At 47.3% G+C, this 23,507-nt stretch carries 37 protein-coding genes; 34 read left to right on the forward strand and 3 right to left on the reverse strand.

The genetic code is table 11. The annotated features are described in order from the left end of the window. The 22 genes from rpsC to rplQ all read left to right on the forward strand — a co-directional run bounded on the left by rpsC (nt 1) and on the right by rplQ (nt 11,125). Nucleotides 1-657: a 30S ribosomal protein S3 gene (gene rpsC / locus GBH70_RS07000; protein ID WP_151680375.1), complete on the forward strand. Its 657-nt coding sequence runs from the start codon at nt 1-3 to the stop codon at nt 655-657. A gap of 2 nt (nt 658-659) precedes the next feature. Then, on the forward strand, nt 660-1,094 hold the full coding sequence (gene rplP, locus GBH70_RS07005; RefSeq protein WP_013858086.1) for a 50S ribosomal protein L16: 435 nt from the start codon (nt 660-662) through the stop codon (nt 1,092-1,094). Then, nucleotides 1,084-1,287, forward strand: a complete 204-nt coding sequence (gene rpmC, locus GBH70_RS07010) for a 50S ribosomal protein L29 (RefSeq protein WP_151680376.1) — start codon at nt 1,084-1,086, stop codon at nt 1,285-1,287. The genes rplP and rpmC overlap by 11 nt, the downstream gene beginning before the upstream one ends. Nucleotides 1,288-1,307: 20 nt before the next feature. After that, nucleotides 1,308-1,571, forward strand: a complete 264-nt coding sequence (gene rpsQ, locus GBH70_RS07015; RefSeq protein ID WP_151680377.1) for a 30S ribosomal protein S17 — start codon at nt 1,308-1,310, stop codon at nt 1,569-1,571. Nucleotides 1,572-1,618: 47 nt separating this feature from the next. Further along, nucleotides 1,619-1,987 (forward strand): 50S ribosomal protein L14, encoded by a 369-nt coding sequence (rplN, locus tag GBH70_RS07020; RefSeq protein ID WP_013858089.1) that lies wholly within the window; start codon nt 1,619-1,621, stop codon nt 1,985-1,987. A 38-nt stretch (nt 1,988-2,025) separates the two neighbouring features. Further along, nucleotides 2,026-2,337, forward strand: coding sequence for a 50S ribosomal protein L24 (gene rplX / locus GBH70_RS07025; RefSeq protein ID WP_151680378.1), 312 nt, complete (start codon nt 2,026-2,028; stop codon nt 2,335-2,337). Nucleotides 2,338-2,363: 26 nt separating this feature from the next. Then, nucleotides 2,364-2,903 (forward strand): 50S ribosomal protein L5, encoded by a 540-nt coding sequence (gene rplE / locus GBH70_RS07030; RefSeq protein WP_151680379.1) that lies wholly within the window; start codon nt 2,364-2,366, stop codon nt 2,901-2,903. Nucleotides 2,904-2,930: 27 nt separating this feature from the next. Further along, a complete protein-coding gene (locus GBH70_RS07035) occupies nt 2,931-3,116 on the forward strand; it encodes a type Z 30S ribosomal protein S14 (RefSeq protein ID WP_014096494.1) in 186 nt (61 codons plus the stop codon). A 29-nt stretch (nt 3,117-3,145) separates the two neighbouring features. Further along, nucleotides 3,146-3,544: a 30S ribosomal protein S8 gene (rpsH, locus tag GBH70_RS07040; protein WP_151680380.1), complete on the forward strand. Its 399-nt coding sequence runs from the start codon at nt 3,146-3,148 to the stop codon at nt 3,542-3,544. A 29-nt stretch (nt 3,545-3,573) separates the two neighbouring features. Further along, nucleotides 3,574-4,110: a 50S ribosomal protein L6 gene (rplF, locus tag GBH70_RS07045; RefSeq protein ID WP_151680381.1), complete on the forward strand. Its 537-nt coding sequence runs from the start codon at nt 3,574-3,576 to the stop codon at nt 4,108-4,110. Between the two features lie 31 nt (nt 4,111-4,141). Continuing rightward, on the forward strand, nt 4,142-4,504 hold the full coding sequence (gene rplR / locus GBH70_RS07050; RefSeq protein ID WP_151680382.1) for a 50S ribosomal protein L18: 363 nt from the start codon (nt 4,142-4,144) through the stop codon (nt 4,502-4,504). Nucleotides 4,505-4,527: 23 nt separating this feature from the next. Further along, a complete protein-coding gene (gene rpsE / locus GBH70_RS07055; protein WP_151680383.1) occupies nt 4,528-5,028 on the forward strand; it encodes a 30S ribosomal protein S5 in 501 nt (166 codons plus the stop codon). Nucleotides 5,029-5,042: 14 nt separating this feature from the next. Beyond that, a complete protein-coding gene (gene rpmD / locus GBH70_RS07060) occupies nt 5,043-5,222 on the forward strand; it encodes a 50S ribosomal protein L30 (RefSeq protein WP_151680384.1) in 180 nt (59 codons plus the stop codon). A 32-nt stretch (nt 5,223-5,254) separates the two neighbouring features. Continuing rightward, complete coding sequence (rplO, locus tag GBH70_RS07065; protein WP_151680385.1) at nt 5,255-5,695, forward strand: 50S ribosomal protein L15; 441 nt, start codon at nt 5,255-5,257, stop codon at nt 5,693-5,695. Then, nucleotides 5,695-6,990 carry a preprotein translocase subunit SecY gene (gene secY, locus GBH70_RS07070; protein ID WP_151680386.1) on the forward strand — a complete coding sequence of 432 codons (1,296 nt, stop codon included), beginning with the start codon at nt 5,695-5,697 and terminating at the stop codon, nt 6,988-6,990. The genes rplO and secY overlap by 1 nt, the downstream gene beginning before the upstream one ends. Before the next feature lie 62 nt (nt 6,991-7,052). Next, complete coding sequence (locus GBH70_RS07075) at nt 7,053-7,709, forward strand: adenylate kinase (protein WP_151680387.1); 657 nt, start codon at nt 7,053-7,055, stop codon at nt 7,707-7,709. A gap of 613 nt (nt 7,710-8,322) precedes the next feature. Continuing rightward, on the forward strand, nt 8,323-8,541 hold the full coding sequence (gene infA / locus GBH70_RS07080) for a translation initiation factor IF-1 (protein WP_013858101.1): 219 nt from the start codon (nt 8,323-8,325) through the stop codon (nt 8,539-8,541). Nucleotides 8,542-8,647: 106 nt separating this feature from the next. Further along, nucleotides 8,648-8,761 (forward strand): 50S ribosomal protein L36, encoded by a 114-nt coding sequence (gene rpmJ / locus GBH70_RS07085; protein WP_003156543.1) that lies wholly within the window; start codon nt 8,648-8,650, stop codon nt 8,759-8,761. Between the two features lie 20 nt (nt 8,762-8,781). Next, nucleotides 8,782-9,147, forward strand: coding sequence for a 30S ribosomal protein S13 (gene rpsM, locus GBH70_RS07090; protein WP_151680388.1), 366 nt, complete (start codon nt 8,782-8,784; stop codon nt 9,145-9,147). 24 nt (nt 9,148-9,171) lie between these two features. After that, entirely contained in the window at nt 9,172-9,561 is a 390-nt protein-coding gene (gene rpsK / locus GBH70_RS07095) for a 30S ribosomal protein S11 (RefSeq protein ID WP_151680389.1), read from the forward strand. A 182-nt stretch (nt 9,562-9,743) separates the two neighbouring features. Then, complete coding sequence (locus tag GBH70_RS07100) at nt 9,744-10,688, forward strand: DNA-directed RNA polymerase subunit alpha (protein ID WP_151680390.1); 945 nt, start codon at nt 9,744-9,746, stop codon at nt 10,686-10,688. A gap of 50 nt (nt 10,689-10,738) precedes the next feature. Continuing rightward, entirely contained in the window at nt 10,739-11,125 is a 387-nt protein-coding gene (gene rplQ, locus GBH70_RS07105; RefSeq protein WP_151680391.1) for a 50S ribosomal protein L17, read from the forward strand. Nucleotides 11,126-11,157: 32 nt separating this feature from the next. Here rplQ and GBH70_RS16695 read toward each other — a convergent pair whose 3' ends face one another. After that, nucleotides 11,158-11,307 (reverse strand): hypothetical protein, encoded by a 150-nt coding sequence (locus tag GBH70_RS16695; protein WP_172967469.1) that lies wholly within the window; start codon nt 11,305-11,307, stop codon nt 11,158-11,160. Nucleotides 11,308-11,539: 232 nt separating this feature from the next. On the opposite strand from GBH70_RS16695, the gene GBH70_RS07110 reads away from it, so the two are divergent. The 7 genes from GBH70_RS07110 (at nt 11,540) to GBH70_RS07140 (ending at nt 16,254) form a co-directional block, all read left to right on the forward strand. Next, nucleotides 11,540-12,388: an energy-coupling factor ABC transporter ATP-binding protein gene (locus GBH70_RS07110; protein ID WP_151680392.1), complete on the forward strand. Its 849-nt coding sequence runs from the start codon at nt 11,540-11,542 to the stop codon at nt 12,386-12,388. After that, nucleotides 12,364-13,230, forward strand: a complete 867-nt coding sequence (locus GBH70_RS07115; protein WP_151680393.1) for an energy-coupling factor ABC transporter ATP-binding protein — start codon at nt 12,364-12,366, stop codon at nt 13,228-13,230. Before GBH70_RS07110 ends, GBH70_RS07115 begins: the two co-directional genes overlap by 25 nt. Next, on the forward strand, nt 13,230-14,039 hold the full coding sequence (locus GBH70_RS07120) for an energy-coupling factor transporter transmembrane component T family protein (RefSeq protein ID WP_151680394.1): 810 nt from the start codon (nt 13,230-13,232) through the stop codon (nt 14,037-14,039). Before GBH70_RS07115 ends, GBH70_RS07120 begins: the two co-directional genes overlap by 1 nt. Continuing rightward, complete coding sequence (gene truA / locus GBH70_RS07125) at nt 14,036-14,785, forward strand: tRNA pseudouridine(38-40) synthase TruA (RefSeq protein ID WP_151680395.1); 750 nt, start codon at nt 14,036-14,038, stop codon at nt 14,783-14,785. The genes GBH70_RS07120 and truA overlap by 4 nt, the downstream gene beginning before the upstream one ends. A gap of 189 nt (nt 14,786-14,974) precedes the next feature. After that, on the forward strand, nt 14,975-15,412 hold the full coding sequence (rplM, locus tag GBH70_RS07130; protein ID WP_151680396.1) for a 50S ribosomal protein L13: 438 nt from the start codon (nt 14,975-14,977) through the stop codon (nt 15,410-15,412). 21 nt (nt 15,413-15,433) lie between these two features. Then, nucleotides 15,434-15,826, forward strand: a complete 393-nt coding sequence (rpsI, locus tag GBH70_RS07135; RefSeq protein ID WP_151680397.1) for a 30S ribosomal protein S9 — start codon at nt 15,434-15,436, stop codon at nt 15,824-15,826. Nucleotides 15,827-15,879: 53 nt separating this feature from the next. Beyond that, nucleotides 15,880-16,254, forward strand: coding sequence for a hypothetical protein (locus GBH70_RS07140; protein WP_151680398.1), 375 nt, complete (start codon nt 15,880-15,882; stop codon nt 16,252-16,254). A gap of 36 nt (nt 16,255-16,290) precedes the next feature. Here GBH70_RS07140 and GBH70_RS07145 read toward each other — a convergent pair whose 3' ends face one another. After that, a complete protein-coding gene (locus GBH70_RS07145) occupies nt 16,291-16,950 on the reverse strand; it encodes a type 1 glutamine amidotransferase domain-containing protein (protein ID WP_151680399.1) in 660 nt (219 codons plus the stop codon). Between the two features lie 418 nt (nt 16,951-17,368). Then, nucleotides 17,369-17,602 carry a hypothetical protein gene (locus GBH70_RS07155; RefSeq protein ID WP_151680400.1) on the reverse strand — a complete coding sequence of 78 codons (234 nt, stop codon included), beginning with the start codon at nt 17,600-17,602 and terminating at the stop codon, nt 17,369-17,371. A gap of 283 nt (nt 17,603-17,885) precedes the next feature. Between GBH70_RS07155 and cysP the strand changes: the two genes are divergently transcribed. From cysP to GBH70_RS07180, 5 genes are all read left to right on the forward strand, one after another. Further along, entirely contained in the window at nt 17,886-18,971 is a 1,086-nt protein-coding gene (cysP, locus tag GBH70_RS07160) for a sulfate permease (protein ID WP_503827272.1), read from the forward strand. 67 nt (nt 18,972-19,038) lie between these two features. Next, complete coding sequence (locus GBH70_RS07165; protein WP_216643875.1) at nt 19,039-19,932, forward strand: sulfotransferase family protein; 894 nt, start codon at nt 19,039-19,041, stop codon at nt 19,930-19,932. A 50-nt stretch (nt 19,933-19,982) separates the two neighbouring features. Next, nucleotides 19,983-21,140, forward strand: a complete 1,158-nt coding sequence (sat, locus tag GBH70_RS07170) for a sulfate adenylyltransferase (RefSeq protein WP_151680402.1) — start codon at nt 19,983-19,985, stop codon at nt 21,138-21,140. 46 nt (nt 21,141-21,186) lie between these two features. Then, nucleotides 21,187-21,807: an adenylyl-sulfate kinase gene (gene cysC / locus GBH70_RS07175; RefSeq protein ID WP_151680403.1), complete on the forward strand. Its 621-nt coding sequence runs from the start codon at nt 21,187-21,189 to the stop codon at nt 21,805-21,807. A 208-nt stretch (nt 21,808-22,015) separates the two neighbouring features. Next, nucleotides 22,016-23,461, forward strand: a complete 1,446-nt coding sequence (locus tag GBH70_RS07180) for an amino acid permease (RefSeq protein ID WP_151680404.1) — start codon at nt 22,016-22,018, stop codon at nt 23,459-23,461. Nucleotides 23,462-23,507: the final 46 nt, after the last annotated feature.

The raw sequence follows: 23,507 nt of genomic DNA on the forward strand, positions 1-23,507 counted from the left end.
GTGGGTCAAAAAGTAAATCCTATCGGTTTGCGAATCGGAGTGATTCGTGACTGGGAATCTAAATGGTATGCAGAAAAAGATTACGCCGATCTGTTGCACGAAGACATCAAAATTCGTGAGTACATTGCAAAACGCCTCGCTGATGCTTCTGTTTCCGGTGTGGAAATTGAACGTGCCGCAAACCGTGTAAACATTACAATCCGTACGGCAAAACCTGGGATGGTCATTGGTAAAGGCGGTTCAGAAGTAGAAGCATTGCGTAAAGCACTGAATGCTCTGACCGGAAAAAGGGTCCACATTAATATTGTTGAAATCAAAAAAGCAGACATCGATGCAAAATTGGTTGCGGAAAACATTGCCCGCCAGCTGGAAAACCGTGTTTCTTTCCGTCGCGCGCAAAAACAGGCAATCCAACGTGCCATGCGTGCTGGTGCGAAAGGCATCAGGACACAGGTTTCGGGACGTTTGGGAGGCGCGGATATCGCCCGTGCAGAACACTACAGCGAAGGTACTGTTCCGCTTCATACGCTTCGTGCGGATATCGACTATGCGCATGCTGAAGCCGACACAACATATGGAAAACTTGGCGTGAAAGTATGGATTTACCGTGGAGAAGTCCTTCCTGCCAAGAAAAAAACTGAGGAAGGGGGAAACTGATCATGTTAATGCCTAAACGTGTGAAATACCGCCGTGAACACCGCGGGAAAATGCGCGGCCGTGCAAAAGGCGGCACTGAAGTGGCTTTTGGCGAATACGGTTTGCAGGCATTGGAAGCTTCCTGGATTACAAACCGCCAAATCGAAGCTGCCCGTATTGCTATGACACGTTATATGAAACGTGGCGGTAAAGTATGGATTAAAATCTTCCCTCACAAACCATATACAGCTAAACCGCTTGAAGTCCGGATGGGTTCCGGTAAAGGTGCGCCTGAAGGTTGGGTAGCCGTAGTTAAACCTGGTAAGATTTTGTTTGAAATTGCCGGGGTTCCCGAAGAAGTTGCACGCGAAGCTTTGCGCCTTGCCTCACACAAGCTTCCGATCAAATGCAAGTTTGTAAAACGTGAAGAAATTGGTGGTGAATCTAATGAAAGCTAAGGAAATTCGTGACTTGACCACTGCCGAAATTGAACAAAAAATTAAATCGCTGAAGGAAGAATTGTTCAACCTTCGCTTCCAGCTTGCGACCGGACAATTGGAAAACACCGCCCGCATCCGTGAAGTTCGCAAATCGATTGCCCGTATGAAAACTGTCATTCGTGAAAGAGAAATTGGAATTAACAACCGATAATGGGAGGAGGTTCGCGATACATGAGTGAACGCAACCAACGCAAAGTTTATACCGGCCGTGTGGTATCCGATAAAATGGATAAAACCATCACTGTCCTTGTAGAAACTTACAAAAAGCATTCTCTGTACGGCAAACGCGTAAAATACTCGAAAAAATTCAAGGCGCATGATGAAAATAACGAAGCAAAAGTCGGCGATATCGTAAGAATCATGGAAACACGCCCGTTATCTGCTACAAAACGTTTCCGCCTTGTCGAAATCGTTGAAAAAGCAGTCATTATTTAATCTATATCAGTTCGGATTACGGTGATTCCGAAGGGAGGTAAACGAGTATGATCCAACAAGAAACCCGTTTGAAGGTGGCTGACAATTCAGGTGCACGTGAAGTTTTAACGATTAAAGTGTTAGGCGGTTCCGGACGGAAAACCGCAAATATCGGCGATGTTATTGTTGCTACGGTAAAACAAGCAACACCAGGGGGCGTTGTTAAAAAAGGTGACGTGGTGAAAGCTGTTGTCGTACGCACAAAGAGCGGAGTGCGCCGCAGCGACGGTTCCTACATCCGCTTTGATGAAAATGCATGCGTCATTATTCGTGACGACAAGAGCCCTCGCGGTACGCGTATTTTCGGGCCTGTTGCACGCGAATTGCGCAACAACAATTTCATGAAAATCGTATCGTTAGCTCCGGAAGTGCTTTAATCTATCAGTTTGATGACAATCAAGGAGGTGCGATTGTAATGCATGTCAAAAAAGGCGACAAGGTGATGGTGATCTCCGGCAAAGATAAAGGGAAAACCGGCACCATCCTGGCAGTATTCCCGAAAAAAGACCGTGTCATTGTGGAAGGCGTGAATATCGTGAAAAAACACTCGAAACCTTCCCAGGCTAATCCGCAAGGCGGGATTATCGATATGGAAGCGCCAATCCACGTATCCAATGTCATGTTGCTTGACCCGAAAACAAATGAGCCGACTCGTATCGGTTACGAAGTAAGAGATGGCAAAAAAGTACGTGTAGCAAAAAAATCCGGCGAAGTTTTAGATAAATAGTTTGAACATGAAGGGAGGTACACGACATGAACCGCCTAAAAGAAAAATACGAAAAAGAAGTTATTCCTGCTTTAACAAAGAAATTTAACTATACATCCGTCATGCAAGTGCCTAAAGTTGAAAAAATCGTGATCAACATGGGTGTTGGTGACGCAGTCCAAAACGCAAAAATGTTAGACAATGCTGTTGAAGAATTGACTTTAATTTCCGGCCAAAAACCGGTTGTAACAAGAGCGAAACGTTCGATCGCAGGTTTCCGCCTTCGCGAAGGGATGCCGATCGGCGCAAAAGTAACCCTCCGCGGTGAGCGCATGTATGAATTTCTGGATAAATTAATTTCTGTTTCCCTTCCACGTGTGCGTGACTTCCACGGCGTTTCCAAAAAATCTTTTGACGGCCGCGGCAACTACACACTTGGTATTAAGGAACAACTGATCTTCCCTGAAATCGATTATGATAAAGTCAATAAAGTGCGCGGCATGGACATCGTCATTGTCACAACTGCAAACACGGACGAAGAATCACGTGAACTGTTAACTTTACTCGGAATGCCATTCCAAAAATAATAGCTCTTGCTAAAGGGAGGCGAAAACGTGGCTAAAAAATCAATGATTGCGAAACAAAAACGCGAACCGAAGTATAAAGTGCAAGCTTATACACGGTGCGAACGTTGCGGCCGACCACATTCCGTCATTCGCAAGTTTAAACTTTGCCGTATTTGTTTCCGCGAACTTGCATATAAAGGTCAAATTCCTGGCGTGAAAAAAGCCAGCTGGTAAAACCCGAATTTGGGAAGGAGGTAAACATAATGGTCATGACTGATCCAATTGCAGATTTGCTTACCCGCATCCGCAATGCAAACACAGTGCGTCATGAAAAATTGGAAGTACCGGCTTCCAAGATCAAAAGAGAAATCGCTGAAATTTTAAAACGCGAAGGCTTTATTCGTGATGTTGAATATATCGAAGACAATAAACAAGGGATCATCCGGATCTTCCTGAAATACGGCGCAAACAACGAACGCGTTATTACAGGGATCAAGCGCATCAGCAAACCAGGCTTGCGCGTTTATGCGAAAGCTGACGAAATTCCAAAAGTGCTGAACGGCCTTGGCATTGCGATTGTTTCTACATCGCAAGGCGTTTTAACTGACAAAGAAGCCCGCAAAAACAATGTCGGCGGGGAAATTTTGGCATACGTATGGTAATCATTTGACGTTGAACGGAGGTGTAAAACATGTCACGTATCGGAAAAAAACCGGTTGAAATCCCATCCGGAGTTACGGTTAACATTAACGGAAATACTGTTACGGTAAAAGGGCCAAAAGGCGAATTGACCCGCAGCTTCAGCCCGGATATTGCCATTTCTGTTGAAGGAAATGTCATCAACGTAACGCGCCCTTCCGACAGCAAAAACCACCGCGCACTGCACGGGACAACCCGCGCTTTGCTTGCGAACATGGTGGAAGGTGTATCGAAAGGCTTTGAAAAATCATTGGAATTGGTCGGGGTCGGGTACCGTGCCCAAAAACAAGGCAAGAAACTTGTCCTGAACGTCGGGTTCTCCCATCCTGTAGAGTTTGAACCGGAAGAAGGCTTGGAAATTGAAGTTCCTTCCAATACGAAAATTGTCGTAAAAGGCGCAAGCAAAGAACGCGTCGGCGCATTTGCCGCGAATATCCGCGACGTTCGCCCGCCTGAGCCATACAAAGGCAAAGGTATTCGCTATGAAGGCGAATATGTACGCCGAAAAGAAGGAAAAACCGGTAAGTAATGCTGCTTAGGATGAGAAAGGAGTGAATTCAATGATCACAAAGCCGGATAAAAATCAAGTACGTAAAAAAAGACATGCACGCGTCCGCGCGAAATTAAGCGGAACTGCTGAGCGTCCGCGCTTGAATGTTTATCGTTCGAATAAAAACATTTATACCCAATTGATTGATGATGTCAACGGCGTAACATTGGCCAGCGCTTCTACGCTCGACAAAGAGCTGAACCTTGAATCGACCGGCAATATTGAAGCTGCCCGGAAAGTTGGGGAATTGATTGCCAAACGCGCGCTTGAAAAAGGTTTGAAAGAAGTTGTTTTTGACCGCGGCGGATATTTGTACCACGGCCGAATTAAAGCCCTTGCCGATGCAGCCCGTGAAAACGGACTCCAATTTTAATCATAAAGGAGGGAAAACATTACATGCTACGTATTGACCCAAACAAACTTGAATTAGAAGAACGCGTTGTTACGGTTAACCGCGTTGCCAAAGTCGTGAAAGGGGGGCGCCGTTTCCGTTTCTCCGCACTTGTTGTTGTAGGTGACAGAAATGGCCATGTCGGCTTTGGAACAGGTAAAGCACAAGAAGTACCGGATGCGATCCGCAAAGCAGTTGAAGATGCGAAGAAAAACCTTGTTGAAGTACCGGTTGTGGGTACAACGATCCCTCACGAAGTCATCGGCCACTTTGGTGCAGGGAAAATTTTGCTGAAACCTGGTTCGCCTGGTACCGGTGTTATCGCTGGCGGCCCTGTGCGTGCCATTTTGGAACTGGCCGGGATTGCGGATATTACATCCAAATCCTTAGGTTCCAACACGCCGATTAATATGATTCGTGCGACGATGGCCGGCATTAAACAACTGAAACGTGCGGATGAAGTTGCAAAACTGCGCAATAAATCTGTTGAAGAACTATTAGGTTAAGGAGGGAACGCTAAATGGCAAAATTAAAAATTACCCTCACCCGCAGTGTGATTGGCCGCCCGCAGGACCAGCGCGATACGGTAAAAGCGCTCGGTTTGCGTAAAGTCAACCAAACTGTTGAACACGAAGACAATCCCGCTATCCGCGGTATGATCAATAAAGTATCCCATCTTGTTTCTGTTGTGGAACAATAATCACTGATCTAAAAATAAGAGGAGGTGCAACCATGAAACTTCATGAATTAAAACCTGCAGAAGGATCCCGTAAAAAACGCAATCGTGTAGGCCGGGGCATTGGTTCAGGCAACGGCAAAACTGCCGGTAAAGGCCATAAAGGGCAAAATGCGCGTTCCGGCGGCGGTGTACGCCTTGGTTTTGAAGGCGGCCAAACGCCTTTATTCCGCCGTTTGCCCAAACGCGGCTTTACAAACATCAACCGTAAAGAATATGCCATTGTGAACCTGGATGCTTTAAACCGTTTTGAAGACGGAACGGAAGTAACGCCTGCCCTTTTGCTGGAAACGGGCGTTGTCAGCAAGGAAAAATCGGGCATTAAAGTACTTGCGGACGGAAAGCTTGAGAAAAAGCTGACTGTAAAAGCGCATAAATTTTCCTCTGCTGCTAAAGAAGCCATTGAAGCTGCCGGCGGTACTACTGAGGTGATTTAATGTTTAAAACAATCTCCAATTTTATGCGTGTGGGTGAGATAAGAAATAAAATTATTTTCACCCTCCTCATGCTGGTAGTATTCCGCATAGGGGCTTTTATACCGGTTCCTTACGTAGATGCATCAGTATTGAATGCTGCCACCCAAAATGGCTTGGTCGGCTTTTTGAACACCTTTGGGGGCGGTGCGTTAAAAAACTTCTCTATTTTTGCAATGGGAATTATGCCATATATCACGTCATCCATTATCGTGCAGCTTTTACAGATGGATGTTGTGCCGAAATTTGCCGAGTGGGCAAAACAAGGTGAAGTGGGGCGTCGTAAGCTGAATGAGTTTACACGCTATTTTACCGTTATCTTGTCTTTAATCGAAGGGTTCGGGATGTCCTACGGCTTCAATAACTTGGCGCAGGGGGCACTGATTACAAAATCCGGTTTCGGGGCATATTTGATCATCGCCCTTACGCTCACTGCCGGTACCACTTTCCTGATGTGGCTCGGCGAACAAATTACGGCAAAAGGCGTCGGAAACGGGATTTCCATTTTGATAATGGCCGGCATTATTGCCGGGATTCCCACTGCAATTAACCAAATTTACGCACAACAAATTGAAAATGCCGGATCGCAGCTGTTTTTGAAAATTGTCCTGTTGGCTTTCTTGGCATTGATCGTATTGGCCATTGTGGTTGGGGTCATTTATTTTCAGCAGGCATCGAGAAAAATTCCGATTCAGTATGCACAGCATATTTCATCCGGAAGAACTACTGTCGGGCGCCAAACCACACATCTGCCGCTAAAAGTGAATGCTGCCGGCGTTATTCCGGTCATCTTTGCGATTTCGTTCATCATTGCGCCGCAGACGATCGCATCGTTTTTCGGATCCAGCGATGTGGCCAGCACCATACAATGGATATTCGATTATACGAAACCGGTCGGGGCATTGATTTATGTGGCTTTGATTATTGCTTTTACTTATTTCTATGCATTTGTGCAAGTCAATCCTGAACAGCTTGCCGATAATTTAAAGAAACAAGGCGGCTATATTCCGGGAATCCGCCCGGGGAAGAATACGCAGCAATATGTTACTTCGGTTTTATACCGTCTGACTTTTGTCGGGTCGATTTTTCTAGCGGTTATTGCTATTCTTCCGGTGATCTTCACCAATGTGGTCGGGCTGCCTGCTTCAGCCAGAATCGGCGGCACAAGCCTGCTCGTTGTCATCGGGGTTGCGCTTGAAACGATGCTGCAACTGGAAGCTCAATTAGTGAAGCGCCATTACAAAGGCTTTATTAAATAAAATTGGTTTTGGGGCATTCCTTGTTCCTGAAGCCGATATCAGAGATTGAGGGGGCTGTACCGATGAATTTAGTGTTAATGGGCCTTCCCGGTGCCGGTAAAGGGACCCAAGCCGAAAAAATCATTGAAAAGTATTCCATTCCTCACATTTCAACCGGAGATATGTTTCGGGCAGCAATCAAGGAAGAAACTGAATTGGGTCTTAAAGCCAAATCCTATATGGATAAAGGCGAACTGGTTCCCGATGAGGTCACGATCGGCATTGTGCGCGAACGGTTAAGCAAGGATGACTGCAAAAAAGGCTTCCTGCTTGACGGGTTCCCAAGAACGATTGCCCAGGCTGAGGCTTTGGAAGACATTTTAAGCAGCCTTGATAAACATCTTGATTATGTGATCAATATTGAAGTAGATAAAAGCATCTTGACGGCGCGTTTAACCGGCCGCAGAATCTGCCAAAGCTGCGGTGCAACATACCATCTGGAGTTTAATCCGCCTAAAGTGGAAGGTGTGTGTGACAGGTGTGGCGGCCCGCTCTATCAACGGGCTGATGACAATGAAGCAACTGTGCAAAACCGCTTGGATGTGAATATTAAACAAACCCAGCCGCTTCTTGATTATTATGGAAAAAAAGGCTATTTGCGGAATGTAAACGGCCAGCAGGACATTGAGAAAGTTTTTTCCGATATCGACCAACTGCTGGGCCAATTGGCTGACCGTTAAGTACTCGATGAATTCATGAGAGCCAATAAAATCAGTACGGCATTAAACCCATTCATGGAAAAAGGCAGTTTTGCCGCCATACCGGTTTTGGATGGAATTGGCGAAAAAAACTTTTCAAGTTAGATGCATTTTCCGGTTCAAAGGGTTATAATGGTTTTCGTGACGATTTTCACCGTTGAATGCTTACAGAATATTTGATGGGTGAAATTGCGGCTCCAATTCATTTTGGCGATATTCTTCTTCTAAAATATTCTGTTGGAAATAGATGAGGAATGCTGCTTCCTTATTCAGGATGTCAGCGAACGTCATTCGAACGTCTCTCATGCAATTCAATTTCTTGCAAATGGCTTTCTATCGTTCGCGTGTATGCCGGACATGGGATTGGTCAAGACTGACAAGAAGAACCATTTATACCTGATGGACCGACTATACAGCCCTCGCCAGTCCCTCCGACCAGTTGGATTGCGCCGGAATCACGGACGCCGATTCCTGCTGTAATCCGTTGCGTTCGTCATGTTGACATGCAAGGAGCTTCGGCGAGCCTTATAGAGTTGAGGTTTTCGGAAAGGTATTATGCTAGGTCCCAAATGTTAGAAGAAGGGAGAAGAGTTCGATGGCGAAAGATGATGTCATTGAGGTTGAAGGCATTGTCAGTGAAACTTTGCCGAATGCCATGTTCAAGGTAGAATTAGAGAATGGTCACACTGTTCTGGCGCATGTGTCGGGGAAAATCCGGATGAATTTTATCCGTATTTTGCCGGGCGACAAAGTAACAGTTGAACTGTCTCCGTATGATTTAACGCGCGGAAGAATCACATACCGGTTTAAATAATTTTTCCACATGACACGAGGGTTTTTCGGTGCAACGGCAAGTATGCCCGGGGATCCGTTTCCCAAGATACCGGGTCTGTACTCCGCTATATTAAGGAGGTAGAACAATGAAAGTAAGACCATCTGTAAAGCCGATCTGTGAAAAATGCAAAGTCATCCGCAGAAAAGGCAAAGTAATGGTAATTTGTGAAAATCCGAAACACAAACAAAAACAAGGATAATTTAAAGGAGGTGCACCTATATGGCACGTATTGCTGGTGTTGACATTCCACGTGATAAACGTGTTGTTATTTCTTTAACATACATTTATGGTATCGGTAAATCAACCGCACAGAAAATTCTTGCTGAGGCCGGAATTTCCGAAGATACGCGCGTCCGCGATTTAACGGAAGATGAAGTAAACCGTATCCGTGACATCGTTGACAAGCTGAAAGTGGAAGGGGATCTTCGCCGTGAAGTTTCTCTGAACATTAAACGCTTGATGGAAATCGGATCTTACAGGGGACTTCGCCATCGCCGCGGCCTTCCTGTACGCGGGCAAAACACGAAAAATAACGCCCGTACCCGTAAAGGCCCTCGCAAAACGGTTGCCGGCAAGAAGAAATAATGAGCAAAGGAGGTTGCTAAAATTATGGCACGTAAAACAAATACTCGTAAACGCCGTGTGAAAAAGAATATTGAGACTGGTGTCGCTCATATTCGTTCCACTTTTAACAATACAATCGTCACGATCACTGATGTGCATGGGAATGCTGTTGCATGGTCCAGCGCAGGTGCTTTAGGATTCAAAGGTTCGCGTAAATCCACTCCGTTTGCTGCCCAGATGGCTGCTGAAACAGCTGCAAAAGCTTCGATGGAACATGGGATGAAATCTTTGGAAGTTACCGTAAAAGGACCTGGTGCAGGCCGTGAAGCCGCGATCCGCGCACTACAGGCTGCAGGACTTGAAGTAACAGCCATTAAAGATGTAACACCTGTTCCGCATAACGGGTGCCGCCCGCCAAAACGTCGCCGTGTTTAATTTTTTTGTATAGATTTTGTGTCGTTGTCTATAATGGGATATGATGCATAATCTGCAAAAAATATGATTTGAATGATCCAGTTGTTGTGCACAAGAGGGAATGCAAACATGGGGAATTTCGAATAGGGCTCTTCCTTGGGTGCTATACGGGGTTTCGACGTTTTGAAGGAGGGTAAATTTGAATGATCGAAATTGAAAAGCCAAAAATTGAAACGGTTGAGGTTAGCGATGATGCTACTTATGGCAAGTTCGTCGTAGAACCGCTTGAGCGTGGATATGGTACTACTTTGGGTAACTCCTTACGTCGTATCCTATTATCCTCACTCCCGGGTGCCGCTGTCACTTCCATCCAAATCGATGGCGTGATGCATGAATTCTCAACAATTGAAGGCGTCGTAGAAGATGTTACAACCATCATTTTGAACCTCAAAAAGCTGGCTTTAAAAATTTATTCCGATGAGGAAAAGACGCTTGAGATCGATGTGAAGGGAGAAGGCGTTGTGACAGCTGCCGATATTACGCATGACAGCGATGTGGAGATTTTAAATCCGGATCTCTATATTGCGACGGTTGCCGAAAACGGGCATCTTCACATGCGCATGACAGCCAACCAAGGCCGCGGCTATGTACCCGCTGATCAAAATAAGCGGGAAGACCAACCAATTGGTGTCATTCCAATAGATTCTATTTATACTCCTGTTCAACGCGTGAGCTATCAGGTTGAAAATACACGGGTAGGACAAGTGAGCAACTATGATAAGCTCTCATTAGATGTAACGACTGACGGAAGCATCGGCCCGAAAGAAGCGATCGCTTTAGGCGCCAAAATTTTGACTGAGCATTTGAACATCTTCGTAGGACTGACGGACGAAGCGCAAAACGCCGAAATCATGGTGGAAAAAGAAGAGGACCAAAAAGAAAAAGTGCTTGAGATGACCATCGAAGAACTTGATCTTTCGGTTCGTTCTTACAACTGCCTGAAACGCGCGGGCATCAATACTGTCCAGGAGTTGGCCAACAAGACGGAAGAAGACATGATGAAAGTGCGCAACTTGGGCCGCAAGTCTTTGGAAGAAGTTAAAGCGAAGCTTGAAGATTTGGGCTTAGGCTTGCGTAAAGACGACTAAGCTGGTCGAAAGGCAACGACTAATAATCCAACATAAGGGAGGGAAACTTCATGCCTTACAGAAAGTTAGGACGCACAAGCGCCCAACGTAAAGCATTGCTGCGCGATTTAGCAACAGACCTTATCATCAACGAACGCATCGAAACAACTGAAGCACGTGCAAAAGAATTACGCTCGGTTGTTGAAAAATTAGTTACGCTTGGAAAACGCGGGGATCTTCATGCCCGCCGCCAGGCTGCTGCATTTGTACGCCACGAAACGGCTGATGCAGAAACGAAACAAGATGCTGTTCAAAAATTGTTCTCGGTAATCGCACCGCGTTATACGGAACGCCAGGGCGGATACACCCGGATTATGAAAGTGGGTCCGCGCCGCGGGGATGGCGCACCGGTTGCCATTATCGAATTCGTCGAAGAAGACGAAAAAGTAAGCGAATGATCATGACAAGGGCTGGACAGTTTGGAAGTATCTTAACTGCTTCTCTGCCCTTTTTCTATAATGAACGATTGATTACCGCGGGGTTTGCGGGGCAGTAACGCCAAAACAAAGCGGATTTCGCGGTAATTCACCATCCTTGATACGATCCAGCCTTCCTTAAAAACGAGTGTTACGATGGGCATGTTCGCGTGACCCGTCTAGCTCCTTGCACCTCTCTTTTTTTAATCTTGTTTGCGCGGGTTTGTTAACGTCTACACTGAAGAGGGGTGCAGGCTTTTTTATTATGGGGATATTTTTCCCGCCAAACAGCCGGGTCATACGGTAAAATAGACAATAAGCAGGAAGTTTTGCTTATGATCGTTAGCAGCATGCTTTACCGCAGGTAGACAAGGCTTACCGAGGAGGAATCCAACATTGGCAGAAGGCGGAAACGCAGTCATTGACATCCATCAAGTTTCCTTTCGTTACCCGGAACAGGAAACTTATGCGTTAAAGGATATTTCTTTTCAAGTATATGAAGGCGAATGGCTGGCCATCGTCGGGCATAACGGTTCCGGAAAGTCGACGTTGGCCAGGTTGCTGAACGGTCTGCAATTTCCCGAAACGGGGTCCATCACGGTTGGCGGGCTCCCTTTGTCTGAGGAAAACGTGTGGGAAATCAGGAGGCGGGTCGGCATGGTTTTCCAAAATCCGGACAACCAGTTTGTCGGCACAACCGTACAGGATGATGTCGCGTTCGGCCTCGAAAACCACGGCGTCCCGCGCGACATCATGGTGGAACGCGTCCATGACGCCCTGGAACGCGTGCGCATGTCCGCCTTTTTGGACCGTGAGCCGCACCATTTATCGGGCGGCCAGAAGCAAAGGGTGGCGATTGCCGGCATTATTGCGCTGCAGCCGAAAGTCATCATTTTGGATGAAGCGACTTCAATGCTCGACCCGGTTGGCCGGAAAGAAGTGCTGGGGACAATCCGAGAGTTAAAAAGTGAAGTCGGCCTGACCGTCATTTCCATCACTCATGATTTGGAGGAAGCTGCCCAGGCCGACCGGATGATCGTGATGAACCAGGGGCAGGTGTACAAAGAGGGCGTGCCGCGTGAAATTTTTCAAATGGACGAAAAGCTGATAGCACTCGGTTTGGATATTCCGTTTCCAGTGAAAATGGCAAAAGCGTTAAAAACAATCGGGTTTGATTTTCCTATGATTTATTTAACAGACGAAGAATTGGTGGATGCACTATGGACATTGCACTTGAGCAAGTAGAATACCGTTACCAGCCGAATACGCCGTTTGAAAGGCTTGCGCTCCATAATATTTCCCTCGAAATTCCGTCGGGCCGCTATATCGCCGTGATCGGGCATACCGGCTCGGGAAAGTCGACGCTGTTGCAGCATTTAAATGCCCTGCTGCAGCCGACAAAAGGAAAAATCACCATTGGGGACCGAGTGATCGATGCCGGCAAAAAAGAAAAAAACTTAAAAGCCATCCGGCAAAAAGTCGGGATTGTTTTCCAATTTCCGGAACACCAGCTGTTTGAGGAAACGGTTGAAAAGGATATTTGTTTCGGGCCGATGAATTTCGGCGTGCCGGAAGACGTGGCAAAAAAGCGGGCAAGGGAATTGATCCGGCTTGTCGGGCTTCCGGAGGACATCCTCGCGAAATCGCCGTTTGATTTATCAGGCGGGCAGATGCGGCGTGTTGCCATCGCCGGGGTGCTGGCAATGGAACCGGACGTCCTCGTTTTGGACGAGCCGACTGCAGGGCTTGATCCGCGCGGGCGCCGGGAAATGATGGACTTGTTTTACGAACTGCACCGGGCAAAACATTTAACGACCATTCTTGTTACCCACAGCATGGAAGATGCGGCCGCGTACGCGGATGAACTGGTGATTTTGCACCATGGCGAACTGAAACGGAAAGGCCCCCCGCGCGAAATCTTTTCGGATCCGGAAGAGCTTGAAAAGTGGGGGTTAAGCGTGCCGGATATTGTCCGCTTCCAGTCGACGCTGGAGAAAAGGCTGGGCAAAAAGCTCGGGAAAACCTGCCTGACAGCGGAAGAGCTCGCCGAAGAACTGCAATCGCTTTTGAAACGGGGTGGGCGTTGATGATGGAAAAAATGATTTTCGGGCGCTATATTCCGGGCGATTCCGTCATTCACCGGATGGATCCGCGCTCGAAACTGATTTTTGTCTTTGTTTTTATCTGTATCGTGTTCCTGGCCAACAACGCGGTGACATATGCGATTTTGACGGCATTTACAATGCTGGTAATGCTGCTTTCGAAGGTGCCCGTCCGCTTTTTTATTAACGGTTTAATGCCGATTTTGTGGCTTGTTGTGTTTACATTTTTCTTGCAGCTTTTCTTTAACCGGGAAGGGCAGCTTGTTTTCCATTATGCGTTTATCCGTATTTACAGCGAAGGGATTCGGCAGGGCGTGTTTATTTCGCTCCGGTTTTTGCTTCTGATTTTTTTGACGTCGCTTTTGACGTTGACTACTACGCCGATTTCGCTAACGGATGGGATTGAAATGCTGCTTAGCCCGCTCCTGAAAATTAAATTTCCAGTGCATGAACTTGCTTTGATGATGTCGATTTCGTTAAGGTTTATCCCGACCTTGATGGATGAAACCGAAAAAATCATGAAAGCGCAAATGGCAAGGGGCGTCGATTTCTCGGGGGGCAGCCTGAAAGACCGGGTCAAGGCCATCATTCCTTTATTGATTCCGCTGTTTGTCAGCTCGTTTAAAAGGGCGGAGGAGCTCGCGACCGCGATGGAAGCGAGGGGTTACCAAGGCGGGGAAGGCAGGACAAAATACCGCCTGCTCGTCTGGCGGCCTGCTGACACCCTTTCCTTATGTTCTCTCGCGGCAGTGACGGTTCTGCTTGTGTTATTCCGTGACGGGGGGATTTTATGAGCAGGATCAAATGCACGATCAGCTATGACGGTTCCGGTTTTGCCGGCTACCAGGTCCAGCCCGGGCAGCGGACGGTACAGGCGGAACTGGAAAAGGCGCTTGCCTCCATCCATAAAAGCCGGCCGGTCAAAACGGCAGCTTCCGGACGGACGGATGCCGGCGTACACGCGATGGGCCAGGTCATACATTTTGATACCGATCTTTCCATCCCGGAGGAGAAATGGCCGGCTGCTTTAAACAGCCTGCTTCCCGATGACATTTCGGTTTTAAAAGCGGAACGCGCACAACCGGATTTCCACGCCCGCTTTTCGGCAAAAGAGAAAGAGTACCGCTACCGGATTTATTTCTCGGATGTCCGCAGCCCGTTTAAGCACCATTACGCCTGCATGGTAAGGTTTCCGCTGGACATGGAAGCGATGGAAGAAGCGGCGGAGTCTGTACTCGGCACCCACGATTTTACGAGTTTCTGTTCGGCGAAAACGGAAGTGGAAGATAAGATCCGCACCTTAAAAGAAATTGAGTTTTTGCGCAAGGAAGGCGAACTCGTCATCCGGTTTACCGGCGACGGTTTTTTATATAATATGGTCCGGATCCTGACCGGCACTTTGCTTGAAATTGGCAGTGGGAAACGGGCGCCCGGGGAGATGCGCAAGATTCTTGAAAAACGGAACCGGATTTTTGCGGGTAAAACGGCGCCGCCGCAAGGGTTGTATTTATGGAAAGTGTCTTACGGCGGAACCGGTTGAGGCCGCATCCAAAAAGGTTTGTAAAAACAACCGTTCCGGGCGTAACATTTGCTTGACATTCTTGCCCCAAACCGATATTATATCATATGGTATTGTTTTTTTTACTCCACGATAAGCCCCGGAAACTTATTCGTGTTGATGACAATAGATCATGAGTGTTTTGCGATTATTTTTTAGGAGGGTAAACTCATGCGTACGACTTATATGGCAAAAGCAAATGATGTTGAACGTAAATGGTACGTAGTGGATGCATCAGGCAAAACCCTTGGGCGCCTTGCTTCTGAAGTCGCATCTATTTTACGTGGCAAACATAAACCGACTTTCACACCGCACGTGGATACGGGTGACCATGTGATCATTGTAAATGCATCGAAAATCGAATTGACAGGCAAAAAATTAACGGACAAAATTTACTACCGCCACAGCCAGTTTGCAGGCGGCCTGAAACAGCGCACGGCAGGCGAAATGCGTGCGAACTACCCGGAAAAAATGCTGGAACTTGCAATCAAAGGTATGCTACCAAAAGGTTCCCTTGGGCGCCAAATGTTCAAAAAATTGCATGTGTATGCAGGACCAGAGCATCCGCATGAAGCACAGAAACCTGAAGTCTACGAACTTCGCGGATAATTTTAAAAGGAGGGCATTATTTTGGCACAAGTACAATATACCGGAACTGGACGCCGCAAAAGTTCTGTTGCACGTGTCCGCTTAGTTCCTGGAAACGGCAATATTACGATTAACGGACGCGACGTAAAAGATTACATCCCGTTCGAGGCTTTAATCGAAGTCATTAAACAACCATTGAATATAACGGAAACAGCAGGCAGCTACGATGTTTTGGTAAACGTAAAAGGTGGCGGCTTCACCGGACAGGCCGGCGCAATCCGCCACGGCATTGCCCGTGCATTGCTTGAGGCTGACCCTGAATACCGCGCAACATTAAAACGCGCAGGGTTGCTGACCCGTGACGCACGTATGAAAGAACGTAAAAAATACGGCCTCAAAGGCGCCCGCCGCGCACCGCAGTTCTCGAAACGTTAATTTATTTTACGACGAAGGCTCCCGGACCACATTTGGTTTGGGGGCTTTTTCTTATGCTTGGGAAACAGCTTGAAACTGGGGCTGTGCGCCTTGCCCGGTTCAGAGAAATCGGCGGAAAACGTGGGGGAATCGGCGGGAGTTCCGGAAAAATCAGCGGTAATATCAAAAAAATCGGCGGAAAGGTGCAGGAAATCAGCGAAAAGTTGAAAAAAGGCGGAGAAGAGTGCCCGCCCCTATGCATCATTCCTAAAAAAAGAGCGATAAAAGTAAGAAACAATGGCCAGGGCGCCCCGCTTGGTTCAGAGAAATCGGCGGAAAACGTGGGGGAATCGGCGGGGATCCCAGAAAAATCAGCGGTAGTACCAAAAAAATCGGCGGAGTTCCTACAGAAATCAGCTGAAATTTCTTTTGCGTCACCCCTAAAATAAAAAGGGAAGCCCGCCCATGCAGGATTCCCCTTATTTTCAATCTCCCAACGCTTCCACGACTTTTTCCGCGGTGCTTTTGCTCGATTGCGGGTTTTGGCCGGTGACCAGGTTGCCGTCGCGGATGGAGTGGTCCGTCCAGTTCGGGCTCACCTCGAAGTCGGCGCCTTTTTCACGCAGTTTCGATTCCAATAAGAACGGCATATGTTGGTCGAGCTGCATTTCTTTTTCTTCGCTGTCGGTGAAAGAGGTTACTTTCTTTCCTTTTACGATCGGTGTGCCGTCTTTGTATGTAACATTCACCAGCCCGGAAGGACCGTGGCATACCGCGCCGATCACTTTGCCTTCTTCCGCAAATTGCTGCAATACGTATTGCAATACTTCACTGTTTGGAAAATCGAACATCGTGCCGTGGCCGCCTGGCAGGAATACGGCATCATAACCTTCTGCATGTTCTTTTGTCAGCTTTTCGGTATTTTTCAATTCCGCTTCGGCTTCTTTCCACTCCGGTTTTCTTTCATTGATGCTGTTCGGATCGAGTGCGACTTCCCCACCTTTAATGCTGGTTACTGTCACATCGTAGCCTTTTTCTTTGAACACTAAATAAGGCACCGCAAATTCTTCAAGCCAAAGGCCGGTTTTGTGGTCATAGGTAATCTGCGTATGGTTTGTAACGACCATTAAAATCTTTTTGGACATCTTAGCCCCTCCTTAAAAATGCATCATAATATATTTTTTCTGCTGCGGGGTTCATTATACCAGCGGGTTCCCCCGTGAAACAATGATCTGATCATTGCACCAATTCCCTGATCGTCTTCCCGTCCGCCAATGAAGGCTCCGGTACGCCCATCATGCCATAAATTGTCGGGGCGATGTCAAACATATGCCCCGTTTAAGCGGGATGCCCTTCCCGTACACAAGCAGGAATGTGCGCAAATCGCTTCTTTTCGAATTGCCACCGTGGTTCCCGGGTTCGGACGGCGCATGGAAATCGGAATCATCATGTACCCCCTCGCGGCAACAAGGGTCACATCGCCGGCGTACGGATGGTGGAACCATTCGCTTTTTTTGCTTTGTGTCTTGATGACTGCCTCGTACGGTCGCTCCGGTTTATTTTTCAGAATACAAGGTAAACAGCTGTGATATCTTTGGCATCGGTCCCTTTTTTCATCATTTTATATAAATTCGGCAGTTCTTTTTTATGCTCATGGATATAATCGATTTTCATGCCATAAAAAGATTGGACAATGATCATTCCTTTTCCGGAAGCAGCCGATGGGCGGGTCGGCACAATTGCGGTTACAATGGCTGCCAGTATGGTAAAAATAACTGGTCGGCTAAATCGTTTCATCCAAAACGCTTCCTTTCAACAGTAGTAAAATCCTATATCCCGTATTCAAAAGCGGTAAACAGGCATGGTCCTTCCGCAAGCCATTTATTAATTCTTTTTTAAGATTCTATTTTTATGATGGTTGATGAGGATAACAAACAGCGGCTGCATTTAAAAAATGCGCCCGGGAATGTGCAAATGGTCACGAACCGGACTGTATATTCAGGGGCCAAAATATAAAGAAACGGGGCAGATCTTATCATGTAAAGAATCATCGTCTGCACCAAGTTGGGAGCTGTTACAGGTGGCGTATATTGCATGGGCGGTCGCGTTACTGTTTGCCATGAATATCGGGGCAAGCGGAGCAGCTGCTTCTATGGGAATTGCATATGGTTCGGGAGCGGTGAGCAAAAGGGTGGCATTATTTTTGTGCGCTGCAGGCATCTTGCTCGGGGTGGTATCCGGAGGCGGGGAAGTTGTGAAAACGCTCGGCTCGGATATTGTGCCGGAACATATGATTTCGGTGCCTGTTGCCATCATCATTCTTGCTGCTGCCACACTTTCTCTGTTTATTGCCAATATGGCCGCTGTTCCTTTATCGACAAGCGAAGTGACCGTGGGTGCGATTGTAGGTGTCGGAATCGCATACAAAGTACTTTTTGTAAAAAGTATTTTAACGATTGTGTTCTATTGGATTGCGGTACCAATTATTGCATTCCTGCTCGCTTTTTGCGTTGGGCGGCTTGTCACAGCTGCAAAAAAGTTTGCCGATAATAAAAGTTGGAAAAGGATCCTGCCGTTTTTCGTTATTGCCACAGGGCTTACGGAAGCTGTTTCTGCCGGCATGAACAATGTCGCCAATGCGGTAGGGCCGATTGTTGCGGCAGGACTGATGAGCGTGCGGGAAGGAATTTGGATTGGCGGGCTGTTTGTCGCATGTGGCGCACTTTTACTTGGCAGCCGGGTACTGGAAACGAACGGAAAGAAAATTACCGAGATAAGGTTGTTGGAAGGGAGTGCTGTATCGGGGCTTGGCGGCACTTTGGTGATCATCGCCTCGCATCTTGGGCTTCCGGTGCCGCAAACGCAAATCACGACATGCAGCATTCTTGGAATCGGTATGTCAAAAAAGGGGCTGCGCATTTTTGAAAAAAAGATCACCGTACGGTTGCTGAAAATTTGGTTGATCTCGCCGTGTTTTTCACTCGTCATCTCCTATAATCTTGTAAAAATTTTTATTGATTTTGATTTTTATTCCATCATTTTAGTCGGGAGTGTTTTCATTGCCACAATCGGCCTCGCCAGTTTCAGGATGCCGGTAACCCGGGCAGTGTTAAGCAAAAAATCAACCAAAGTCAAATTAAAAAAACAATACAATGCTGAAAGGTAGGGAAAAGATGTCCAGTTTTTTGAATTTTTTCCGAAAAAAGAGAATGCATAATAGGGCGGTGCTGATTTTGGGAAACGGCCGTTCAGGCACATCCGTCCTCACCCGCTGTTTAAATTTTATGGGAGTGGACCTTGGGAACGATAAAATGCTCGGCCCGAATAAAAAGATCAACCCGAAAGGCTATTTTGAAAATGAAACCATTATTCATCTCCATAAACAATTAGGGGCGGTTTTGCGCTTCAGGCCGTCACCGGAAGGCTATGAAAATAGCCCTCAAGTGGTGCCGATCAAAAATAAAATAAAGGATTACGTGTACGAGCAGTTCAAAGACAAAGAAGTCTGGGCGTGGAAAGACCCGCGCACCAATGATTATCTCGCATTATGGAAAGATATACTGGCAGATTTACGCGTAGAACCAAACTGTGTGATTGTTGTCCGCAACCCGATTGATGTTGTGGCTTCAAATGTCAGGGCGTGGAACCGCGATGAAACATGGGCGCTGAGGCAATGGCAGTTGCGTACGTTGTTTTCCATCCGGGATACATACGGCTTAAAGCGGATGATTGTGTCGTATGAAGAACTTTTCAATCATACACTGGAGTGCCTGCGCAAAATTTCCACGACACTCGATCTGCCGTGGCCGGAAGACGAGGCGGAACTGAAATGCAAAATTGAATCTTTTATTGATCCGAAATTGCAAACAAGCAACAGCAACACGAGTTTGGAGGACTTTATAAATCATGGGGATGTTACCCAGGATGTCAAAGATTTATATTTGCTCGCCCTTGAAGGGACCAAATCCCAGGAAGTCTTCCAGTCTAAAGCATACCATGAGCGGGTTGAAAAGCTGTATCAGGATTATTTGAATGATTATGGTGTGTTGCACCGTGATCCTCCAAAACCGGAAAAAAATAACTGCCAAAATAGTCTGTTTAATGTTAAAATAGAGTATAAACATTAATCCTATCTTTTTTATAGGAAAAATATTCATGAGTGGAGGAATTTTGGAACATGGCATTTGCAACGAGCGTCCCGCATGGCGGTGTTTTGGTGAACCGCGAAGACAAAAGTGCGGAGGCTTTGAAACAAGCAAAAAAAAATCAGACACTGGTCGTTTCCGACTGGAGCATTTCCGATTTGGAACTGATCGCCATTGGGGGGTTCAGCCCGTTGACCGGTTTTATGGGCCAGAGGGATTACGAAAGTGTCGTTGAAAACATGCGCCTTGCAAACGGACTGGTCTGGAGCATCCCGATCACGCTTCCCGTCACGGAAGAAGAAGCGGAAAGGTTTGCAATCGGCGAAACGATTACATTGAAAGGTGCGGACGGCGTCATTTACGGCACGCTCCAACTGGAAGAAAAGTATACGGTTGATAAAGAACGGGAAGCAGAGCTTGTGTATGGCACAACCGATGCGGCGCATCCAGGGGTCAAGCGCCTGTATGAAAACGGCGGCGTGTATCTCGCAGGCCCGATTACGCTGCTCAACCGCCCGAACCACGACCAATTTGCAGCCTATTATAAGGATCCGAAAGAAACGCGGGAAATGTTCGCATCTCTCGGCTGGAAAACGATTGTCGGCTTCCAGACGCGCAACCCTGTGCACCGCGCACATGAATATATCCAAAAAAGCGCACTTGAAATTGTGGACGGCCTGCTGTTGAACCCGCTTGTCGGTGAGACGAAAAGCGACGATATCCCGGCCGACATCCGGATGGAAAGTTATGAAGTGATTTTGAAAAATTACTATCCGAAAGACCGCGTACGCCTTGTCATTTATCCTGCCGCCATGCGTTATGCGGGGCCAAGGGAAGCGATTCTCCATGCGCTTGTCCGCAAAAATTACGGATGCACCCATTTCATTGTTGGGCGTGACCATGCCGGCGTGGGCGACTATTACGGTACATATGAGGCGCAGGAATTAATCAGCACCGTGGAACATGAGCTCGACATTACGATATTAAAATTTGAACATGCCTTTTACTGCACAAAATGCGGCAACATGGCGACGACAAAAACTTGCCCGCACGGCAAAGAAGACCATATTCATTTGAGCGGGACAAAAGTGCGTGAAATGCTGCGCGCGGGCCAAAAACCGCCAAAAGAATTCTCGCGCCCGGAAGTTGCCGAAGTATTGATCAGGGGCATGAAAGCGCAAGAAAGATGACCTTGAAAATTTTTTCTATTAAGTAAAAAGGAGGAAATCCAATCGCATGGCGAAAGCGACCAATATTACGTGGCACGAAGCCAAAGTCAAAAAGGAAGACCGCCGGAAGTTGAACGGGCATGGAAGCGCCATCCTTTGGTTTACCGGTTTATCCGGCTCGGGGAAATCGACTTTGTCTGTTGCCGTGGAACATGAGCTCCACAAACGGGGGATCCGTACCTACATTCTGGACGGGGATAACATCCGCCACGGTTTAAACAAAAATCTCGGATTTTCCCCGGAAGACCGGAAAGAAAACATCCGCCGCATCGGCGAAGTGTCAAAACTGTTCGTAGATGCAGGCATTATGGTACTGACCGCATTTATTTCGCCGTACCAGGCAGACCGGGACATGGTCCGTGAACTGGTGGAAGGCCGTGAGTTTGTCGAAATTTATGTGAAATGCCCGCTGGAAGTGTGCGAAAACAGGGATCCGAAAGGCTTGTACAAAAAGGCACGCAGCGGTGAAATTAAAAACTTTACCGGTATTGACGCGCCTTATGAAGCGCCTGAATGCCCGGAACTCGTTGTAGACACGAATCAACAACCTTTGGAAGATTCCGTCAAACAGGTTATCCAATATTTGGAGGAAAACGATTATATTGAAAAGCAGCCGGTCCGTCTTTAATCCGGCTGTACCACGGCATGCAGCATGTTCCTCTGCTGCATGTTTTTTAATTGGCGGTGTAAAAATATGCATTAAAATGCTGGAAATATGCAAAAATCTATTTTCAACCGAAAATTTTTGTGCTATTGTATGGACGTTGTGCTTTTATCCTGTGAAAAACGTGGAGATATGCTGTCAACAGGGAACAAACGAAATGGAGGTGTTCCTGATGGATACGAAACAAGATTCCGGGCTTAACCGGAGTTTAAAGGCGCGGCATCTCACCATGATTTCGCTCGGCGGTTCAATTGGGACAGGACTGTTTCTCGGAAGCGGCGCCGCCATTTACCAGGCGGGCCCGGGGGGTGCACTGCTCGCCTATTTGGTTATCGGTGTAATGGTTTATTTTATTATGACAAGCCTCGGGGAACTGGCATCTTTTATGCCGACAAGCGGCGCATTCAGTACATATGCGACCCGCTTTATTGATCCGGCGCTCGGCTTTGCGCTCGGATGGAACTACTGGTACAGCTGGGCGATCACCTTGGCTGCGGAACTTTCGGCATCCACGCTCGTCATGAAATTCTGGTTTCCACACAGCCCTTCTTGGATGTGGAGCGGCCTGTTTTTGCTTGTCATTTTTCTGCTGAACATCCTTTCCGTCAAAGGCTACGGCGAAGGGGAATATTGGTTCTCCTTTATTAAAGTGGCCACGATTATCATTTTTATCGTGGTCGGCACCTTGATGATATTCGGTATTATGGGAGGCAACGCAATCGGTTTTAAAAACTTTACGGTTGGGGATGCGCCTTTCCATGGCGGGGCGCTTGCCGCACTCGGCGTCTTTATTACGGCAGGGTTCTCTTTCCAGGGGACGGAAATTGTCGGCGTCGCAGCAGGGGAAAGCGAAGATCCGCGCAAAAATGTACCGAAAGCGATCAGAAGCGTGTTTTGGCGGATCCTTTTGTTTTATGTGCTGGCTATTCTTGTCATCGGGCTGGTCATCCCTTATACGACAAAAACATTGCAGAGCACAAACATTATGGTGAGCCCGTTTACACTCGTCTTTAAAAAAGCCGGGCTCGCATTTGCGGCTTCGCTCATGAATGCAGTCATTTTAACGGCCGTATTATCGGCGGGCAATTCAAGCTTGTATGCTTCGACGAGAATTCTATATGCGATGGCAAAAGAAGGGCAGGCCCCGAAGTTTTTCGCTAGGCTCAATAAACGCGGCGTGCCAGTTGCGGCGCTCGTGGCCACAACGATTGTCGGCACACTCGCATTTTTGGCATCTGTCTTTGGGGACGGCGCCATTTACATTTGGCTATTAAACGCAGCCGGTGTCACGGGCTTTATTTTCTGGCTCGGGATTGCCGCCAGCCACTACCGCTTCCGGAAAGCGTATATTGCGCAAGGGCACTCGGTCGAGGAGCTGCCTTTCCATGCCAAATGGTATCCGTTTGGCCCGATCTTTGCCCTTGTTGTCGGACTGATCGTCATTTTGGCGCAGGATTACCAGGCGTTCCTCGGCGGCCAAATCGATTGGATGAGCGCACTCGCGGCATACTTGGGCATTCCGTTGTTTGTCATCATGTGGCTCGGCTATAAAATTGCAAAGCGGACAAAAGTTGTGCCGCTAAAAGCATGTCGGATCGATTTGCAGGAATTCGAATGAGAAAAAGGGCACAAAAGGGCACTGTTCTATAAAAATGGGATGAATT

It is taken from the genome of Weizmannia acidilactici, from assembly GCF_008974225.1.
Taxonomy (GTDB): domain Bacteria; phylum Bacillota; class Bacilli; order Bacillales; family Bacillaceae_C; genus Weizmannia; species Weizmannia acidilactici.

Excerpts from the sequence above, each read along its gene's own strand:
- truA (WP_151680395.1), top strand. The coding sequence starts at position 14,036 with ATGAGCAGGATCAAATGCACGATCAGCTATGACGGTTCCGGTTTTGCC.
- GBH70_RS07120 (WP_151680394.1), top strand. The coding sequence starts at position 13,230 with ATGATGGAAAAAATGATTTTCGGGCGCTATATTCCGGGCGATTCCGTC.
- rplE (WP_151680379.1), top strand. The coding sequence starts at position 2,364 with ATGAACCGCCTAAAAGAAAAATACGAAAAAGAAGTTATTCCTGCTTTA.
- rpsK (WP_151680389.1), top strand. The coding sequence starts at position 9,172 with ATGGCACGTAAAACAAATACTCGTAAACGCCGTGTGAAAAAGAATATT.
- secY (WP_151680386.1), top strand. The coding sequence starts at position 5,695 with ATGTTTAAAACAATCTCCAATTTTATGCGTGTGGGTGAGATAAGAAAT.
- GBH70_RS07155 (WP_151680400.1), bottom strand. The coding sequence starts at position 17,602 with ATGAAACGATTTAGCCGACCAGTTATTTTTACCATACTGGCAGCCATT.
- rpmD (WP_151680384.1), top strand. The coding sequence starts at position 5,043 with ATGGCAAAATTAAAAATTACCCTCACCCGCAGTGTGATTGGCCGCCCG.
- GBH70_RS07075 (WP_151680387.1), top strand. The coding sequence starts at position 7,053 with ATGAATTTAGTGTTAATGGGCCTTCCCGGTGCCGGTAAAGGGACCCAA.
- rpmJ (WP_003156543.1), top strand. The coding sequence starts at position 8,648 with ATGAAAGTAAGACCATCTGTAAAGCCGATCTGTGAAAAATGCAAAGTC.
- rpmC (WP_151680376.1), top strand. The coding sequence starts at position 1,084 with ATGAAAGCTAAGGAAATTCGTGACTTGACCACTGCCGAAATTGAACAA.
- rplR (WP_151680382.1), top strand. The coding sequence starts at position 4,142 with ATGATCACAAAGCCGGATAAAAATCAAGTACGTAAAAAAAGACATGCA.
- GBH70_RS16695 (WP_172967469.1), bottom strand. The coding sequence starts at position 11,307 with ATGCCCATCGTAACACTCGTTTTTAAGGAAGGCTGGATCGTATCAAGG.
- cysC (WP_151680403.1), top strand. The coding sequence starts at position 21,187 with ATGGCGAAAGCGACCAATATTACGTGGCACGAAGCCAAAGTCAAAAAG.
- rplF (WP_151680381.1), top strand. The coding sequence starts at position 3,574 with ATGTCACGTATCGGAAAAAAACCGGTTGAAATCCCATCCGGAGTTACG.
- infA (WP_013858101.1), top strand. The coding sequence starts at position 8,323 with ATGGCGAAAGATGATGTCATTGAGGTTGAAGGCATTGTCAGTGAAACT.
- rplM (WP_151680396.1), top strand. The coding sequence starts at position 14,975 with ATGCGTACGACTTATATGGCAAAAGCAAATGATGTTGAACGTAAATGG.
- rplN (WP_013858089.1), top strand. The coding sequence starts at position 1,619 with ATGATCCAACAAGAAACCCGTTTGAAGGTGGCTGACAATTCAGGTGCA.
- sat (WP_151680402.1), top strand. The coding sequence starts at position 19,983 with ATGGCATTTGCAACGAGCGTCCCGCATGGCGGTGTTTTGGTGAACCGC.
- GBH70_RS07140 (WP_151680398.1), top strand. The coding sequence starts at position 15,880 with ATGCTTGGGAAACAGCTTGAAACTGGGGCTGTGCGCCTTGCCCGGTTC.
- rplP (WP_013858086.1), top strand. The coding sequence starts at position 660 with ATGTTAATGCCTAAACGTGTGAAATACCGCCGTGAACACCGCGGGAAA.
- rplO (WP_151680385.1), top strand. The coding sequence starts at position 5,255 with ATGAAACTTCATGAATTAAAACCTGCAGAAGGATCCCGTAAAAAACGC.
- rplQ (WP_151680391.1), top strand. The coding sequence starts at position 10,739 with ATGCCTTACAGAAAGTTAGGACGCACAAGCGCCCAACGTAAAGCATTG.
- rpsQ (WP_151680377.1), top strand. The coding sequence starts at position 1,308 with ATGAGTGAACGCAACCAACGCAAAGTTTATACCGGCCGTGTGGTATCC.
- GBH70_RS07115 (WP_151680393.1), top strand. The coding sequence starts at position 12,364 with ATGGACATTGCACTTGAGCAAGTAGAATACCGTTACCAGCCGAATACG.
- rplX (WP_151680378.1), top strand. The coding sequence starts at position 2,026 with ATGCATGTCAAAAAAGGCGACAAGGTGATGGTGATCTCCGGCAAAGAT.
- rpsM (WP_151680388.1), top strand. The coding sequence starts at position 8,782 with ATGGCACGTATTGCTGGTGTTGACATTCCACGTGATAAACGTGTTGTT.
- GBH70_RS07145 (WP_151680399.1), bottom strand. The coding sequence starts at position 16,950 with ATGTCCAAAAAGATTTTAATGGTCGTTACAAACCATACGCAGATTACC.
- rpsE (WP_151680383.1), top strand. The coding sequence starts at position 4,528 with ATGCTACGTATTGACCCAAACAAACTTGAATTAGAAGAACGCGTTGTT.
- rpsH (WP_151680380.1), top strand. The coding sequence starts at position 3,146 with ATGGTCATGACTGATCCAATTGCAGATTTGCTTACCCGCATCCGCAAT.
- GBH70_RS07100 (WP_151680390.1), top strand. The coding sequence starts at position 9,744 with ATGATCGAAATTGAAAAGCCAAAAATTGAAACGGTTGAGGTTAGCGAT.
- GBH70_RS07180 (WP_151680404.1), top strand. The coding sequence starts at position 22,016 with ATGGATACGAAACAAGATTCCGGGCTTAACCGGAGTTTAAAGGCGCGG.